An 18,195-nucleotide genomic window follows, 5' to 3' on the forward strand; every position below is an offset into this window, starting at 1 on the left:
TTTGTCCTCGGTGATCATAGCGATTATTGTTTGTAAACTTTTGATTTTTTAGCACCTTAAAGTTACAACAATTTTCGCTAATCACCAAATTTTTAGACACTTATATTTCGTCGAACTCACGTTAAATTAACGGCAAAAACAGGCAAAAATTGCCTATGTTCTGCGGAAATTTTGCAGAGAAGACTGAAAAATGACCGATTTTGAAGAAATCTCATCGTATAAAGTAATAGTAATAATCATATTTATACAAAGTATGGCAAAGAAAAAGAATCAGAAGAAAGCTGAATCACATGCAAAGAAGAGTGCAGTTGAGACCCTCCGCTTTCAGGCACACTGGGGACTGAAACAACTCGGTCACAAAGATGACATGTTTAACCAGCTTATTGATGCAGAGGTGGACTTCATTGCAGAACTTGAACTTGCCCAGGATTTGCTCGCTATCAAATCACTTGTTGATGGAGTAAAGCAATACTTTGCGGTGGTTCCAACTCTGGAGAAGGGCGATTTTACGAAAAGCCTTACAGCAGTGGCTCTTGGTATTGCACAGATCAATGAAATCAACAACATTGGTATTCCTCTTACATGGAGCGAGATGGTTGAGAAGAAGATGCTTACTATCTATTATCCTGAAGAATACCGAAACCAAATAATCGACTGGGCAAAAGCAAATGGTTATAACACTTCAACCTACCTTGGTCGCCCAATAGTAAAGTTCAGTAAGTTGTATATAATCATAGAAAGGACACGCGCATGAAAAGGATGACAGAGGAGAAGGCAGAGCAGATGCTCGCCTTTATTGCTGACAAGTTTGACGCAAATAATCTTCCGTTCGATGATGTTGCTACGTTTGAGTTGTTTCAACGAGCAGACACAGACGGTATCTTTATGATGGAATCCGAATGGGACAAGTATGACCTTCTCCAGATTAAGCCTAAGGATATGGATGAATTAACAGCAACAATCGCACTTAGCCATGGGTTGGCAGTTAATCCGTACATCTATACATATCTGAAAATACAGAAGATACAACCATTTACATATCCAAGGTTCACAGAAATGGAGAGGGTAAAGGAAATCCTTAGTGATACTCACGGCATCTTATTGTGGAAAGAACAGAAGGAAGAAATCATTGCCTACATAGATTCTCTTTCTGAGGAAGAGAAGGAACGTTACAAATCTGCTATTAAGATAGTTCTTCACGAGATTGAATTACGTCAGCATTCTCTCTCAAACAGGAAATTCTTCCGAAATCGTGCAATGATTTGTTATAAATTGGCGTATATTAAGACTCATATGCCAGATGAATTTACCGAATATTACAAAAAACTTTGTTCAACTGATTAATGTTAAAAAAACATTGTTATTGTCCATATTTGCCGTCTGCTCTTGGTAAATATGGTCTTTTTGCTTTATAAATCTTAATTTTATGAATAATGTAATACGGTATTCAATTAAAATAAGTACCTTTCACCAAAATTTGATTTATATGGCAGAAAAGAATAAAAAATCAGGTCGAGGCGGTGCAAGACCTGGGGCAGGAAGACCTCGTAAACAGGAGGGAAGTAAACTGTACACATTCCGAGCTTCGGGGGAAATTGCCAGATTTCTCGATGCCCAGGAGCAAAGGACGGAGTTCATCAAGGAGTGCATAGATCGTTCCATGATGGAATCAGAGCCATACTTCTCACAGATAGGTACTGCCTATCCTGCAACGATGGTCAAGAAAATGAAGATGCATTTCTTTGACGTTGGCATTGTTGCCGGCTTTCCTATTTCTTTGGATAACGACGAGAAGGCTCAGAGCATTGAACTTCTGCAAATGCTTTGTCCTTATCCTGAATCTTCATACCTCATTCGAGTAGAAGGTAACTCAATGATAGATGCCGACATCTATTCAGGCGACATTGTTATCGTGGATAAGAGCAATCGTAATCCTTCTCCAAGTGAGGTTGCCGTCTGTGAACTGAACGGCGAATACACTTTGAAGCGTTTTGAGAAACGTGATGGAGTAGGATGGCTGATACCTGCCAATCCCGATTATCCTGAGATAAAGGTTACTGAAGATGATGCTTTCAGTATCTGGGGAACTGTTACCTACATCATTCACAAGCCACATAACAAATAAATGTACTCTCTCGTTGACTGCAACTCTTTCTTCTGTTCTGTGGAAAAGGTCTTCCATCCTGGACTTGAAGGTAAACCCGTCTGTGTTCTCTCGAACAACGATGGGTGCATTGTTGCGTTGACTCCAGAGGCAAAGGCAATAGTAGGTAATTCCATATTCCTTCTTGTTTGGTATCTTGTGACGTGAGACAAAAGTACGTCTTGCCACAACGGTTGAGTTGAGCATCTGGTCAACTTGTTCACCAGTCAGCCACTCTGCTGTTTCATCACCTTGGAGTTCCAGACTTGCCTCATTCTTGCCAAACAATGCTTCTATTGCTTTTAGTTCATAGAAGTTAACATGCTTAACGGTTATCTTTGGCGTGTTAGCAGTGCGTGTTCTGTTATGCACATAGTGCACTGTGACCTTGAATCTCTTGGCCACCTGTTCTGCAGTAATATAGTCCTCTGGCACCTCGAACTTTTCAGGATCTCGATTGAAGAGTGCTTCTATGGCTTCCTCATTGTAGTAGTTGAAATGCTTTATCACGAGCTTCGGAACTTTGCCTTCTCTGGTCTTGGCAGTAACATGTTTCTGTGAAACTCCGTACTTTTCCGCTATCTGTGCAACTGAGAGGTAGCCTTCTGGGACAACGCATGTTTTTGGCTGTTGTTCTCTGCGTTCTTTCTCCTTTGCGAGAGAGTTGGTTTCCATACGCTCTTTGATGATGCGGTCAAAGACCATTCTCTCTACCAGCGTAAAGCGACCGTGCTTATGGTTTGGTATGTCATAGTTGTGGATGTAATAACTTACCTGATCTTTGCTGAAGCTGTATTTCTCCATGATTTCACTATAGGTATAGTAATTCGGATCAACCTTCTCTCGTTCACCTTTGAACGTATCGACATGAACCTTGGAGTAGTAAACGCTTCTTCCTTGAGTGATGCGAGGAATCTTGTTTCGCTGGACAAAGGATAGAACTGCTTGGTGGCTCATCTGGAATTTCTCCTCCAACTGATCTATTGTATAATAGTCTCTCCTGTCAAACTCTGCTATAAGCTCGGCAAAGTGAAGGTCAACAAGGGCTTTATCAAAGTAGGTGTTCCTGCCTTGATAAATCTTTGGGATGTTAAATTTCTCAATCCTGGTTCTGATAGCTTTCTTTGAACATTTGAACTTTTCTTCAATCTGCCTCATGGTATAGTATTCATGCTTTTGCTTCATCTTAGGGTCAAGCGAACGTGTTTTGTATTCAGGTGGATTGTCAAACAAAAATTCAATGTCCTTTCTTCTAATGATGGTTTTCCCACGCATCTGAACGGCTTTGATCGTACCTTCGCGCATGTTCCTATAGAAAGTAGCTCTGCTTATTCCGAGAAGCTTTGCTCCTTCAGTAGGAGTTAGAAATTCCTTAGCCGTTGAAGTTGGCTTCACGACTCGTGGTGATGGGGTTGGATGTTGTGCCTGGTACTCTGCTATCTGCTTTTCCCTGATCTTGCTTTTGTAGTCCTTGTTATTGCACGAAGCTGAGCAATAGATTGTGGTCATCTTATGCGCAATAAAGGAACATCCGCAGTACTGGCATTGCTTTTTAATCTCCATTGTATTACAAACGTTGGTGCTATTTATTTCTCCTAAAGTGTATCATTGTGTCTCACCACGTCTCATGGCGTCTCACGGTTGTACCCTCAATGTCATTTGGCATTTTCTCACAGCGTCTCACGCTTGTGTCTTCAATGTCAAAAGGGAGTGACTGAGAAAGCCGTTTCGAGTGTCGCGGTAGAAAGACGATACAAAATTAGTTGGAATATTTCGGAATAGCAAATTGTTTGTTCAAAGTGTTAAAAAACAAAAGTGCCTCAAAATGAGGCACTTATTCATAAATGTTCCGTAATGTTCAAGTTTGTTCAAACAGGGCTACTTTCCGATGCAGAAGTGCTGGAAGATATTGCCGAGTATTTCGTTGGGAGTGATTTGGCCTTGTCCGGTGATTTCTGCCAAGTCGGAAAGGACGAGGCGGAGGTCTTCAGCAATGAGGTCACCAGACAGTTGGTTGTTAAGTCCTGCGATGACGCGGCTCAGATTGTTTTGGGCATGGAGTAATGCCTCATAGTGTCGTGCATTGGTGATGATGATATCCGACTCTTTTATTTCGGGAATCTGGGCTGCTTCATAGATGAGGCTTTCCAGCGCTTCTATGTTAATGCCGAACTTGGCGCTAACGGCTATATGCGGGAAGCGTGAGGCATCTTCTGACAAGGTAATGGCTTGTTGGTCGGACTTATTGCAGACGAGAATCAAGGCCTTGTTGTTGATGTGGTTCATCATGTCTTCGAACTCTTCTTGGGAGGGTGTGGCGTCGATGAGCCAGAGTACAATACGAGCTTTGTCTATGGTTTGATAGGTGCGCTCGATACCTATCTGTTCAACAGCATCGTTGGTTTGGCGGATGCCAGCAGTATCAATAAAACGAAACTGTACTCCATTGATGGTCATCACGTCTTCAATGGTATCGCGTGTTGTTCCGTGGATATCGGAAACGATAGCACGTTCTTCTTTCAACAGTTTATTGAGTAATGTGGATTTTCCTACATTGGTTTTTCCGACAATGGCCACCGGTATGCCTTGTTTGATAGCCTGTCCCATTTGAAACGATGTTGCCAACTTTTGAATATGACTCTCAATATGTTGGGCGAGTTGCAGTAATTCGGTACGGTCGGCAAATTCCAAGTCTTCGTGGTCAGAGAAATCGAGTTCGAGTTCCAGTAGTGAAGTCAGTCGTAGCAGTTGTTCGCGCAGCTTTGACAATTCGTTGGAGATACCTCCCCGCAGTTGGCTCATGGCCAAGTGGTGTGTTGCTTTGTTGTTTGCCGCGATAAGGTCAGCTACAGCTTCTGCTTGTGAGAGGTCGAGTTTTCCGTTAAGGTAGGCTCGTTGTGTATATTCGCCCGGTTGTGCTATGCGGCATCCTTGTGCAACAAGCAGTTCTATGACTTTGTTGATGATATACTGGCTTCCGTGGCATGATATTTCTGCACTTTCCTCTCCTGTGTAAGAGTGAGGTGCTCGGAATACGGAAACGAGGACTTCATCTATGACTTCATCATGGTTGACGATATGTCCATAGACGATAGAGTTAGCCTGCGCCTTTGTAAGGTCATGGGTGAAAATATGGGAAAGAATCTCAAGAGTTTGTGCTCCTGAGATTCTGATTATTCCTAAAGCGCCTCCCGTCTTAGTGGCGAGCGCGCAGATTGTGTCGTTTTGCATTTATATTCTGTCGAGTACTTTTTCGATAAGTGTGTCGATGGAGTTTTTGTATTCAGTATTCATCTTCTGTGCATAGCGGTTGGCGATGACCATGCAACAGGTCATGGCTTTATGTCCGAGCAACGACGATAGTCCTGCTAATGCACTCGACTCCATCTCGAAGTTACATATTTTCATGCCATCGTATTCGAAGGCTTCAACTTTCTCGTTTTGTGTGGGATCTGCCAAGGGGATGCGTAGTTGTCTGCCTTGTGGTCCGTAGAATCCTCCACAGGCGATAGTATATCCGCGTACCATGTCATCTTGTGCGATACGGTCGATAAGTTCTTCATCGGCTTGTGCCACGTATGGTGCGCCCAATAGTGGATTCCAGTTCATGTGTTGTTTGAACGCTTCTTCCATTTTAAGGTCACACACATTGTTTCGTCCGCCATAGAAGTTGAGCAGTCCATCGAAACCGATGCTCTTTACCGATGCAACAAATGTGCCTGTAGGTGTGAAGGGTTGGAGACCTCCACAGGTTCCGATGCGTACGAGTGTCAGGGTGCGATGTTCTTCTCTCTCTTCTCGTGTTTGGTAGTCGATATTAGCCAACGAGTCGAGTTCGTTAACCACGATGTCTATGTTATCGCATCCAATACCTGTTGATTGTACTGTGATGCGTTTTCCTTTATAGTTGCCTGTGATGGTATGAAACTCTCTGCTGCTCACTTCACATTCTTTAGTATCGAAGTGGTTAGCCACAGTATTTACTCTTCCGGGGTCACCCACAAGGATGACCTTATCTGCCAGTTGTTCGGGGCGTAGATGTAGATGGAAGCATGATCCATCGTTGTTGATAATTAGTTCTGATTCTGGGAATTTTCTTTTCATAGGTTTTCTCCTTTCTTCTTATTTTTGAGTATTTCTAAGAGTAATGTTTTCTTCGTTTCTGATTATTTTTTCGAGGTTGTGGATCTCTATATGTATTTGATGCTGTTGTTGTTCTGTAGCAATGATTTCGGGCGCCATTTCTCGTTTCTCATCAGCCGTTGCACCACTATAATACTCTCTAACCCGTTCGATGGCTTGCTGGAGTGCAGTCTGTTGAGACCGCAATTTTACCAGTTGTAGGTAGCGTTGTGCATTACCTTTCGCTTTGAAATCAGACAGTTTGTGATAATCCACATCATCGTTGATGACGAAGGTGAATTCTTCATTATCTGTATTTTTCTTTTGTCTTGCCTTGGCTTTTTCAAGTCGTTCGAGCGCTTGGTCTATATCAGGCGACACCCATGTTTCTGTGATGTCGGTAATTCGTGCGAAGTTTGTGATCTGTTCTTTGGAATAGGTTTCTGGGTCGTAGGTCTGTCTGACGTCTGATGGTACGAAAGTATAGATACACACTTTGCCATCTTCCTGTCCTCGATCTGTGGCAAACCAACCGATACGATCATATTCGTCGATAACCATCATATAGTCGTTTGCTTCAGAATTGAAAGGCATTCCGATATTCTCTGGTGTCAGAAATCTGTCTTCTTCCGTATCGTATGTCGTCACGAAGATATCGTAACCTCCTAAGCTTTCGTCACCTTCTGCTGCGAAGTATAGGGTAACGCCGTCAGGCATCATAAAGGGATAGTTGACGTGGAAGAATTGTTTTGCATCGTTGACGCCTTGCAGCAATCTTGGTTTAGTCCATTTATTGCCTTCTTTGTCGCTTTCATAGAGATTGATAATTCCATCTTCGTCTTCTTGTGACAGGATGCATTGGTTACCAATGGCATTAAGATAGACATAGGCATTAGGTTGTTGCTGGGTGTTGAAGAAATGACTGTAGGAGTCGATGTGTCCCTCTTCTGGATTGAGATAATAGTGTTGTAGGAAGTCGTTTTTATCGACCACAATACTATCGATGACCATGATGCGTTGTGTCGCCATGGTCATTCTGTCAAGCCGTTCTTGCCATGCTGCCACCTCAGGAGACACCTGTGTCTTGTGGCGGGGTGTCTGCTTACGTTTCTGTGCTGCTCCAATGATTGTTATCATGAGCATCAGGATGATAGTCAGGCTGCGTAGTTTCATATGTGGCTTTTTCTAATTAATTTCTAAATAATAATGAATAACAAAATTACGAAATTCCTTGATGAAAGGCGAATGTCGTCACGGATATTAATATATTTTAACCGAAATCAGAGTTTTGTCATTCTGCGGTATTCTTCTTCGGTATCAATCTGTTGATTCGGATTTAATACTCTGTGAGTTTTTCTTCGGCTTCAAGGGCGTTCCAGATGGAGTAGCGTGCTTCTGGGTTGATGCTTTCCATTTGTTTGTAGAGGTCTGCTATTTCAGCCCGTTTGGTGTCTTTCTCGTATGGGCACAACTTCCGTTGTTTCTGATAGTTGTGTTGTTCTGCATAGGTTTTGATGTCAGCTTCCCGACAGAGACATAGCGGTCTGATCAGGGCGAGTGGCATTTTTTTCATGCGTAGCAAGGCTGGCATAGTGGAGAAATGTCCTTGAAACGATAGGTTCATGAGTGCAGTATGAATAATATCATCCTGATGGTGTCCTAATGCTATTTTGTTACATCCTATTTGTTGTGCGAGATTGAAAATCTGCTTACGTCTGTTCCATGAGCACAGGAAGCAAGCTGGTTTGCGAGGATTGACTGTAGGATCGAATGCTGTTGTCACGACATGGAGTGGAACTCCTACCGATTGTGCGAAGTCTTCCAGATATTTGGTATCGCTCTCGTAGGCAATATTTTCCATTCTCACGTGTATCGCCTCCACTTCGAAGTGTGGACGTTGTATTTTTGCTCGTTTTCCCAACATTTCCAATAGGAACAAAGAATCTTTTCCTCCTGACAGGGCTACGAGTATTTTATCGCCATCTTCGATGAGGTGATATTGTGTCATGGCTTTCTGAAACTGACTTTTCAGTCTGCGTTCCAGCCGCTGTTCATCCGTAGGTATGGGCATTGGCTTTATTTGATGCCGTTTTCGTTGAGTGCTTTTGAATAGCGTGCTGCATTCTTGAGATGTTCAGCATAGGTCTTCGCAAAGTTGTGGGTACCTGAGAAGTCCTCTTTTGCGCACATATAGAGATAGTCATGGTTGACCGCATTAAGTACGGCATCTATACCTTTAATCGATGCTATCTTGATGGGACCAGGGGGCAGACCTTCGTTGATGTAAGTATTGTAGGGACTTTGGAAGCGAGTCAGTTTGTTGTATATTCGTTTCAACTCAAACTGCTTGAGTGCAAATTTTACAGTAGGGTCAGCCTGCAAGGGCATGTGGCTCTTGAGCCGGTTCAGATACATACCTGCTATCATAGGCTTTTCTGCTGTGTTAGCTGTTTCCTCGTCGATGATGCTTGCCAAGGTAGCCACTTGTACTGGCGTGAGGTTTCTGGCTTCAGCCTTAACGGTTCGTTCGCCTTTCCAGAAATGGTCGTGTTCGCGTTGCATACGTTGGAGCAGGGCATCGATACTGATGTCCCAATACACTTCGTAGGTGTCGGGTACAAACATGGCGCTGATGGTGCATGTATCATAGCCGTATTTGTTGCAGGTCTTTTCAGACAGAAGAGCTTGTGCAATAGTGGTAGAGTCAAGCATCAGTTTCTTGGAGAGCTGTGCTGCCAGTCTGTCCATTGTTCTTGCTTCAGGAATGGTCAGTCGCAGGCTGGCTTGCTGTCCGTTTCTCAGTTTGCGGAACAATTTCAGCGCGCCTTCTCCTGGCGTGATAGCATATCGTCCTGTCCGTACATGCTTGCTGTAGCTGGTGTGGCGCAGCAGCGTCTTGAGTCCTGCCATCGCCATAGGCGAAGCCTGAGGTTGTATCTTGGCAAAAACAGAATCTTGCGTATCGTCTTTGTCGATGTATATATAATATGTATCCTTTTGTGCCGATACAGAGGCAAAAAAGAAGTAGGCTACAAGGGCCACGATAATCACCATACCTGCAAAAGCGGGGTAGAGAAATTTCTTATTGTTTTGAATCTTCATCATAATAAGCTGTTTTTTTCAACTGCAAAGGTACAAATAAAAATATAATCGTGAGAAGTAATCCGAATTTATTTTGTAACTTTGCCCAGAAAACCGATAGTAAAGATGAAACTCAAGTTCAGAATCAAATATGCGACATCATGGGGTGAACGTCTCTGTGTAGTTTTAAACTGTTGCAGCAAAGACGGAACTGTGCGGCAGCATCACCTTGAAATGAAGACAGATGATGGTGAATGGTGGTTGTTGGAGACTTCAGTCTTGGAGTCGCGCCAACATCCTCTTTCCCATATCGTATATGCCTATCATGTGGAAGACTCCAAAGGTTTTGTACAGCGTCGGGAATGGAATCTTGTAGCCCGTTGCTACCATTTCGATACTGCCAAAGACTATGAGTTCTGCGACCAATGGCGTGACCGTCCGTTGCTTTATCATCTTTATACCGATGCTTGTGCGGTAACGCGGCACGAACCCTTGTGTCAAGAGGTTGAGGCTCGTGTGTTCCCTTTGTATCGTAAGACCTTGATGTTTCGTGTCTCTGCTCCCCAGTTGCGTTTAGGACAGTCGGTAGCACTTTGTGGCAGCCACCCTTCCATGGGAAGCTGGAATCCCAGTCGTTTCCTGCGTATGGAATATGTGGGTCAGCATGAATGGATGTTGACCATCAATGCTGTCGGCATGTTTCTGCCTTTGGAATACAAATATATCGTGGTAGATGATGCCACCAATAGTATCGTTAGTTGGGAAGAAGGAGATAACCGCCAGGTAGAGCAGACGGAGTTGGTGGATGGTCAAGTCTATGTGATGTATGGTGAACAGTTGCGGTTGCCCGAAAAACTATGGCGTGCCGCAGGAGTTGCCATACCTGTTGCCGCCTTGCGTAGCGAACACTCTTATGGTGTGGGTGATTTTGGCGATTTGAAACATTTTATGGATTGGGTGGCACGTACCGGAATGAATGTTGTACAACTGTTGCCAATATTTGATACTACAACCAATCATCATGCTCCAGACGCCTGCCCGTATAAACCGATTAGCGGTTTTGCCCTTCATCCACATTATATAGATCTTGATGCTGCAGGAACGCTCCGTTCAAAAACCGCCATGACGCAGTTTATGCGCCGCCGCCAGGAACTTAATGCGCAAGCCACAGTTGATTACGAAGCCGTGGATTGTGTAAAGACAGACTATCTCCGTCAACTCTTTGCAGAGCAAGGCAAGCGAACGCTTTCTACAGCCTCTTGTCAGGCATTTGTGGCAAGTGCGAGTGAGTGGCTCAAGCCCTATGCCGACTATCGTGGTGAACCTTACGATTATGTTTGCTATGTGCAGTATCTGTTGCATAGCCAATTGAAAGCAGCAGCCGATTATGGCCGTGCCAAAGGTGTTGTCTTGAAAGGAGACCTTCCTCTCGGTATGCATCGTGAGAGTGTAGATGTCAGACAATATCCAGAGCTGTTTCGTTTGGACGGACAAATGGGGGGGGCGCCAGACCATTCTACTACGAAGGGGCAGAACTGGCAGTCGCCTACTTATCAATGGACCACAGACGGAGATTCGCGTCAACATCATATTGAAGAATGGTTGCAGAAGCGCCTCCGTCACCTGACGCAATATTTCGGAGCCATCAAGTTAGACCATATCGTAGGCTATTTCTGCCAATGGGAATTGCCAGATGATGCCGTTGATGCCCGATTAGGACATTATATTCCCTCGTTGCCTCTGACTGTTGATGAGATAGAATATTTTGGACTTCATTTCCGTCACGATCTTTTTACCCGTCCTTTCATCAACGATCATATTATCGGTCAAACGTTTGGTATTCATGCAGACTATGTTCGCGAACATTACTTGAACGCTTTGGCCTATCAACTCTATGAACTCAAGCCAGAGTTTAATACCCAACGTAAAGTTGTGCAGGCATTCTGTGGCAGAAACGATGAGAACAGCCTATGGATTCGTGACGGGCTGTTGCGCTTGATCGCCAATGTGCTTTTTGTCGAGGACCATGATCAGAAAGAAATGTATCATCCTCGGATGCAGGCCGTAGAAGAACCCGTTTTCGATGCCCTTAATGCCGATGAGAAAGAAGCCTATCTGCGACTCTATTACAATTATTTTCGTCAACGCCATTCCTTCTATTGGGGACAATTGGCAACTCGCCGACTTGCTGAACTGTCTGACCATTGCCGGATGTTGGTATGTGGTGATGATCTTGGTCAACAGCCCGAAAGCGTGTCGTCAGTACTCGATACCTTGCGCTTTCTCTCGCTTGAAGTGCAACAGATGCCCAAACAGCATGGGCTGGAGTTTGCCCATCTCGAAGCCAATCCCTATCGTTCGGTAGCCACCATTTCTACTCCCGACATGGCTCCGTTACGACTATGGTGGCAGGACAATCCCGAACGTCGCCAACGCTACTATATCACCATGTTGCAGAAAGAGGGTAGGGCTCCCGAACAGTTGCCAGCCTTCTTGGCAGAAGAGATTATAGCCCGCCACCTTTATTGTCCTTCGATGCTTTGCATCTTGCAACTACAGGATTGGCTTGCTATGGATGGCGAACTCCGTCGTTCGCGTCCGCAGGATGAGCGCATCAATACACTATCAGATCCGTCTCATTGTTGGAACTATCGTATGCACATCACCATCGATCAGTTGCTTCAAGCCGATAGGCTGAATGATAAAATCCTGACCATGGTGAAACGTAGCCATCGTTACAATCCTGAATAATATCGTTATATCCCTGAATAATCAAAGAATATGAAACAGTATAAAACATATATTTTCGACCTTGACGGCACTTTGCTCAACACGTTGAATGATCTTGCCGCCTCTACCAATTATGCACTCCGACAATTCGCTATGCCCGAACACGACATAGATTCCATTCGCCGCTTCGTAGGTAATGGTGTCCGTTTGTTGATGGAGCGTGCCATACCAGATGGAGCCCGCAATCCACAGTTTGAGGAATGTTTTGCCACATTCCGCAAGCATTATATGGAACATTCACTCGACACCACAGTACCTTACGAGGGAATATCCGCTCTTATCCATGCGCTTAGCCAACGAGGCAATAACATGGCTGTGGTGAGCAATAAGTTCTATGCTGCTACCCGTGAGTTGGTGGCTCATTACTTTCCAGAGATTCCTGTGGCTGTAGGAGAACATGAGGCAGAAGGCATTCGTAAGAAACCAGCTCCTGATACGGTAGAAGAAGCACTCCGCCTGCTGGGTGTCGGCAAAGACGATGCTGTGTATGTAGGTGATAGTGATGTGGATCTTGCAACCGCTCGCAATAGCGGTTTGCCTTGTATTAGTGTGCTGTGGGGATTCCGCGATCGTGATTTCCTCATAGAATATGGTGCTACTACGTTTGTCAATCATCCAATGGAAATAATAGCAGAAGACTAATCCCACATTCCCATGCAAGTAGTTTACGAAGACAACCATATTATTGTCGTTTATAAGGAAAGCGGCGAGATCGTTCAAGGTGACAAAACGGGTGATACTCCATTGGCAGAAACCGTAAAAGCCTATATCAAGGAGAAATACCAGAAGCCAGGAGCCGTATTTCTTGGCGTGGTCCATCGTCTTGACCGTCCTGTTAGCGGATTGGTGGTGTTTGCCCGTACTTCTAAAGCGCTATCACGACTTAACGAAATGTTTCGCAAGGGTGAGGTTCATAAAACCTATTGGGCTTTGGTTCAACCTTCAGGCAATCCTGTGACTTCCAACACTTTTGTTACCGCCACCCATTGGGTGACTCGCAATGAGAAGCAAAACAAATCGTATGCCTACGATCGTGAGGTACCCGGTTCGAAGAAGGCTGTCTTACGCTACCGTACCATCGGTCAGACCGAACGTTATCAGCTGGTAGAAGTGGAGTTGCTGACAGGACGTCATCATCAGATACGCTGCCAGTTGTCCACCTTGGGGATGCCCATTCGTGGAGACTTGAAATATGGTGCAAAGCGTAGTAATCCAGATGGAAGCATCTCGTTGTTGTCTCATCATGTGGAATTTATCCATCCTGTGTCAAAACAGAAAATAGTCCTCGACTCTCCATTACCAGACGATAAAATCTGGCATAATATTGCATTTTTCGACAAATAGCCTTGTAGTTCAGAATATTTCGCTTATTTTTGCACTACATTTTGTAAAGAACCATATATGAAGAAAGCACTTTGGTGGATCATGGGCATTCTATTGAGCCCCATCCTGTTGTTTCTTATCTTGACCGTATTGATTTATCTGCCGCCTGTTCAAAATTGGGTGGTGGACAAGGTTGCGCAGGTTGCTTCGGAAAAGACGGGCCTCACCATTACTATTGACCACGTGAACCTTTCCTTCCCCCTTGATCTCGGAGTTGATGGCATGCAGGTGGTTCAAATAGATTCTGTTACCGGACGTCCAGACACGTTGATGCGTGTTGATCGCACGGTGGTGGATGTGCAACTTTTTCCGTTGATAGACAACCGTGTGGTGATCAGTCAATTGGAAATCAATCGTGCGCAAGTCAATACCTTGGGAATGATAGCCGCAGCCCGTGTGAAGGGCGAAATTGGGCGATTCTCCGTCACCAGTCGGGGGATAGACCTTGATGATGAGACTATGGAACTGAATGGCGCCAGACTGGAAGACGGCCGGTTGGATATCGCTCTTAACGATAGTGTTCCAGAGGACACGACGACCTCTGAAAACCGTTGGAAAATCATGGCAGACAGTATTGTTGTCCACCAGACCTCGGTAGCCTTTCATATGCCCGGAGATACTATGAGTGTGGATGCCCACCTTGGACATCTTTGTGTGCGTCAGGCAGATATCGATCTGGGCACACAAACCTATATGGTGCAATCGGTTGACTGGACGAAGGGAAATCTGCATTACGACCAGAATTTCGAACCTGTTGTCGATGGACTTGATTACAACCATTTGGCCCTCGACCAGATACATATCGGGATAGACAGCATTTACTATCATGATCCAACGTTGCGAATGACCTTCCGCGAGTTGAAAGTCAAGGAAAAATGTGGCCTCGCCATTACAGAGATGAATGGCAGGATGATGATGGCCAATGGCATGTTGCGGTTGCCATCATTCCGTTTGAAGACTCCCGATTCAGATCTTGATGTAGCCCTCGACCTTCCGTTCTCGATTATGGATGTCGGTTCGACGGAGAAACTTCGCTTGCGTCTGAATGCTCAGTTGGGAAAACAAGACCTGATGCGCTTCATGGGCATGATGCCTCAGAGTTTCCAGCGACAATGGCCCAACAGTCCGCTTACTGTAAAAGGAGTGCTTTCGGGTAATATGATGTACATGGATTTTTCCGGTATTGACGTATCGCTTCCGACCGCCTTCCATGCCAAGGCAACAGGTTTTGTAGCCAATCTCAACACTCCCGCTCAGCTACGCTCCAAAATCCGTTTCCAGGCAGAGACGGGAAATATAGGCTTTATTACCGGTTTGTTGCCTAAGGCAATCCAACGCAATTACCGCATCCCCAATGGTATTAGAGCCAACGGCTTGTTAGAGGCAGATGCAGCCCGTTATGCAGCCGATGTCACCCTCCGTGAGGGTCGGGGAACTGTCAAGGCGAAAGGTGCGTTGAATGCCAATAATATGTCCTATTCGGCAAATCTGCAGGTGCGCCAACTCAACCTTCACCACTTCATGCCTCATGACTCCATTTATACGTTGTCAGCAGATGTCCAGGTGAAAGGTCATGGTACCGATTTCTTCTCACCACGCACTATGGCGCAGGCAGAGGTGCAGTTGCATAGCCTGGGATATGGTTCTTGGACTCTCGATAAGGCACAGGCCACGCTTGACTTGCGCCATGGCGTAGCCCATGTTGAGGTGGACAGCCGAAACCAGTTGGCTACGGGTATTGTCACGCTCGATGCGTTGATGAATAAAAAACGTCTTCAAGCCACTCTGACAACCGACCTGCAGCGTCTGGACCTTTTCCATTTGCGCATGGTCGATAATCCTCTTGTGATAGGTCTCTGTGGACATATTGATGCCAGCAGTAATCTGCAAACCACGCATTATGTGAATGGTATTTTCAACGACCTTACCATCCGCGACTCCTCTCGTGTCTATCGTCCTCGCGACATCACCCTTTTTGCCAATCTCAATCCCGATACTACAGAAGCCCGTTTGGAATGTGGCGACCTCAACTTAAAACTTAACGCTTCAGGTAGTTATGAACACTTGATAGCCTCGCTGACACAGGTTTCCGGTTCGATTATATCGCAGATGGAGCATAAGGTTATCGATCAGTCTGCCATACGCAGTCTGTTGCCTGTTATGCGTCTTCATGTGGAGAGTCAGAGCGACAACCCCATAGCCAATCTGTTGCGTACAGGTCAACATATCGACTACAAGAATTTGCATTTAGATTTGGAGACTTCGCCTCAAAAAGGCATCAACGGCGATGGTTATATCCATTCGTTAGTCTATGATGGTACGCGTCTGGATACCATCAATTTGAAACTCCTACAGTATAAAGACCAGTTGGCATTCCATGGACAGGTTCGCAATAATAAGCGCAACCCGCAGTTTGTATTCAATACCTTGTTTAATGGTGTTGTTCAGGAGCGTGGTGCCTCGGTAGGTCTTCGTTTCTATGACGACAAAAACCAGTTGGGCTTGCGTCTTGGAGCCAAGGCAGAGATGGTGGATAGCGGCATTAGTATCCATCTCTTGCCCGATCGTCCTACTTTGGGATATAAGGAGTTTTCGCTGAATAAAGACAACTATATATTCCTTGGAGCCAACAATAAGGTGAAGGCCGATATCAATCTTGTTGCCGATGATGGCACGGGTGTGAAGGTCTATTCTACAGAGAGTGATCCTGATGCGTTGCAAGACATTACGGTCAGCATGAACCGCTTCAACCTTGCCAGCATCACAGCCGTTCTTCCCTATGTTCCTCGTTTGGGCGGTTTGATGGAAGGCGACTATCATGTGGTGCAACACTCTTCCGGTCGTTTCTCTGTCGTGGGAAGTGTGGCTGTTAGCGACATGGCTTATGAGGGTTGTAAATGGGGCGATATAAGTTCCGAAATCATATATCTGCAGAAAGAAGACGATGCCCATGCCGTTGAGGCGCGTCTGATGAAAGACGACGAGGAGATCGGCGTATTGACAGGAACCTATTATAATGCCGGTGAAGGTTCGCTCGATGCTGTATTGCAGTTGCAACGTCTGCCACTCGAACTGGTTAATGGTTTCGTACCCAACCAGATTGCCGGTCTTGAGGGTTTCGCAGAAGGGGAACTGACGATAAAGGGTCCTCTCAACAAACCCCAGGTGAATGGAGAGTTGATGCTTGAGAACTCCTATCTTGTCAGCGTGCCCTACGGCATGAAATTGCGCTTCGACGACGACCCTGTGCGTATCGTAGGCTCCAACCTGTTGCTTGAGAATTTTAACGTCTATGCCCATAACGACAATCCGTTGACCATCATGGGAAACGTCAATTTCTCAGACCTTGACCATATCACGGTTGATATGCGTATGAGAGCCGCCAACTATCAGATTATTGATGCCAAGGAGAATAGTAGGAGTGAGGCGTATGGTAAAGCCTTTGTCAATTTCATGGGTCGCATGAATGGCGAACTCTCCAATCTCACGATGCGTGGAAAACTTGACGTACTTGGTTCTACAGATATGCGTTACATTCTGCGTGACTCGCCACTCTCTACCGACAACCAACTTGACGAACTGGTGAAGTTTACAGACTTTAGCGATACAACGCAGACCGTGGTGAATCGCCCAGACCTGGCAGGCTTCAATATGAATCTGACGATGGAAGTATCGAAAGGCGCACACGTGATAGCCTATCTTAATGCCGACCATTCCAACTATGTTGACTTGATGGGTGGCGGCACGTTGCGCATGACCTATAATCCAGCCGACAATCTGCAACTGACGGGTAAATACACCTTGAGTAATGGTGAGATGAAATACTCGTTGCCCGTTATTCCGCTCAAGACTTTTGTTATCCAGGATGGATCGTATATTGAGTTTACGGGCGACATGATGAATCCCACTCTTCATATCACGGCAACAGAAGCAACCAAGGCTACCGTGACGGGAAGTAATGGAGTGGGTAGGAGCGTGGACTTCACTTGTGGTGTTATCATCACCCGTACGCTCAACGATATGGGTCTTGAGTTTACCCTTGATGCGCCTGAAGACATGCAGCTTCATAGTGAGTTGCAGGCCATGAGTGTGGAACGTCGTGGCAAACTTGCCGTTTCCATGCTCACCACGGGTATGTATCTCTCTGAAGGTAATACAAATGCTTTCTCGATGAACTCAGCCCTCAGCTCGTTCCTCAATTCCGAAATCAACCAGATTACGGGTAATGCCTTGCGCACCCTTGATCTCTCCTTCGGTCTTGATAATTCTACAGATGCCGCAGGAAATATGCATACAGACTACTCGTTTAAGTTTGCCAAGCGCTTCTGGAACAACCGCCTCAAAGTGGTAGTGGGCGGCAAGGTGTCGTCGGGTAGTGAGTATCAGAATGGTACAGAGTCAGTATTTGACAATGTGACGTTGGAATATCGGTTGGACGACAGCGCCAATAAATACGTGACCTTCTTCTATGATAATAATGCCTATGACTGGCTTGACGGTTACACCCAGAAGTATGGCGCAGGATTCGTATGGAGGCGCACCTTGCAGACCTTCAGCGATATCATCCGGTTCCGTAGTGGCAATACGCCCCTATATGTTCCACCAACGCCTATGCGTACCGATAGCCTGAAGCGTGATAGCGTGAGGGTGGTGAAGCTTAACAAATAATTCTCGAT

General features: G+C 45.4%; 12 protein-coding genes and 2 pseudogenes. 8 read left to right on the plus strand and 6 right to left on the minus strand.

The window, feature by feature from the left end; translation table 11 throughout:
- Positions 1 to 253 precede the first annotated feature (253 nt).
- The 4 genes and pseudogenes from CIK89_RS03230 to CIK89_RS13440 all read left to right on the plus strand — a co-directional run.
- Positions 254 to 754 carry a hypothetical protein gene (locus CIK89_RS03230; RefSeq protein ID WP_094390065.1) on the plus strand — a complete coding sequence of 167 codons (501 nt, stop codon included), beginning with the start codon at positions 254 to 256 and terminating at the stop codon, positions 752 to 754.
- Positions 751 to 1,344 (plus strand): hypothetical protein, encoded by a 594-nt coding sequence (locus CIK89_RS03235; protein ID WP_094390006.1) that lies wholly within the window; start codon positions 751 to 753, stop codon positions 1,342 to 1,344. The genes CIK89_RS03230 and CIK89_RS03235 overlap by 4 nt, the downstream gene beginning before the upstream one ends.
- Positions 1,345 to 1,486: 142 nt before the next feature.
- Positions 1,487 to 2,125 carry a LexA family transcriptional regulator gene (locus CIK89_RS03240; RefSeq protein ID WP_094390007.1) on the plus strand — a complete coding sequence of 213 codons (639 nt, stop codon included), beginning with the start codon at positions 1,487 to 1,489 and terminating at the stop codon, positions 2,123 to 2,125.
- Positions 2,126 to 2,266 (plus strand): annotated as a pseudogene (locus CIK89_RS13440) (Y-family DNA polymerase); the annotation flags it as partial.
- A gap of 1,125 nt (positions 2,267 to 3,391) precedes the next feature.
- On the opposite strand, the pseudogene CIK89_RS13800 reads toward CIK89_RS13440, so the two are convergent.
- The 6 genes and pseudogenes from CIK89_RS13800 to mltG form a co-directional block, all read right to left on the minus strand.
- Positions 3,392 to 3,706 (minus strand): annotated as a pseudogene (locus CIK89_RS13800) (helix-turn-helix domain-containing protein); the annotation flags it as partial.
- 315 nt (positions 3,707 to 4,021) lie between these two features.
- On the minus strand, positions 4,022 to 5,374 hold the full coding sequence (gene mnmE, locus CIK89_RS03250; protein ID WP_094390009.1) for a tRNA uridine-5-carboxymethylaminomethyl(34) synthesis GTPase MnmE: 1,353 nt from the start codon (positions 5,372 to 5,374) through the stop codon (positions 4,022 to 4,024).
- The gene (locus tag CIK89_RS03255) at positions 5,375 to 6,247 is read right to left on the minus strand and encodes a nucleoside phosphorylase (RefSeq protein ID WP_094390010.1); all 873 of its coding nucleotides are present in this window, start codon (positions 6,245 to 6,247) and stop codon (positions 5,375 to 5,377) included.
- Positions 6,248 to 6,265: 18 nt separating this feature from the next.
- The gene (locus CIK89_RS03260) at positions 6,266 to 7,438 is read right to left on the minus strand and encodes a hypothetical protein (protein WP_094390011.1); all 1,173 of its coding nucleotides are present in this window, start codon (positions 7,436 to 7,438) and stop codon (positions 6,266 to 6,268) included.
- Positions 7,439 to 7,601: 163 nt separating this feature from the next.
- Positions 7,602 to 8,336: a tRNA 2-thiocytidine biosynthesis TtcA family protein gene (locus CIK89_RS03265; protein WP_094390012.1), complete on the minus strand. Its 735-nt coding sequence runs from the start codon at positions 8,334 to 8,336 to the stop codon at positions 7,602 to 7,604.
- 5 nt (positions 8,337 to 8,341) lie between these two features.
- A complete protein-coding gene (mltG, locus tag CIK89_RS03270) occupies positions 8,342 to 9,367 on the minus strand; it encodes an endolytic transglycosylase MltG (protein ID WP_094390066.1) in 1,026 nt (341 codons plus the stop codon).
- Positions 9,368 to 9,472: 105 nt separating this feature from the next.
- On the opposite strand from mltG, the gene CIK89_RS03275 reads away from it, so the two are divergent.
- Genes CIK89_RS03275 through CIK89_RS03290 form a run of 4 tightly spaced genes read left to right on the plus strand, consistent with a single transcriptional unit; the run spans position 9,473 to position 18,187 of the window.
- Positions 9,473 to 12,097 carry a 4-alpha-glucanotransferase gene (locus CIK89_RS03275; protein WP_094390013.1) on the plus strand — a complete coding sequence of 875 codons (2,625 nt, stop codon included), beginning with the start codon at positions 9,473 to 9,475 and terminating at the stop codon, positions 12,095 to 12,097.
- Between the two features lie 30 nt (positions 12,098 to 12,127).
- Complete coding sequence (locus CIK89_RS03280; protein WP_094390014.1) at positions 12,128 to 12,778, plus strand: HAD family hydrolase; 651 nt, start codon at positions 12,128 to 12,130, stop codon at positions 12,776 to 12,778.
- A gap of 12 nt (positions 12,779 to 12,790) precedes the next feature.
- Positions 12,791 to 13,480, plus strand: a complete 690-nt coding sequence (locus CIK89_RS03285) for an RluA family pseudouridine synthase (protein ID WP_094390015.1) — start codon at positions 12,791 to 12,793, stop codon at positions 13,478 to 13,480.
- Positions 13,481 to 13,537: 57 nt separating this feature from the next.
- Entirely contained in the window at positions 13,538 to 18,187 is a 4,650-nt protein-coding gene (locus tag CIK89_RS03290; RefSeq protein WP_094390016.1) for a translocation/assembly module TamB domain-containing protein, read from the plus strand.
- Positions 18,188 to 18,195 lie beyond the last annotated feature (8 nt).

It is taken from the genome of Prevotella sp. P4-119 (assembly GCF_002251345.1).
GTDB lineage: Bacteria > Bacteroidota > Bacteroidia > Bacteroidales > Bacteroidaceae > Prevotella.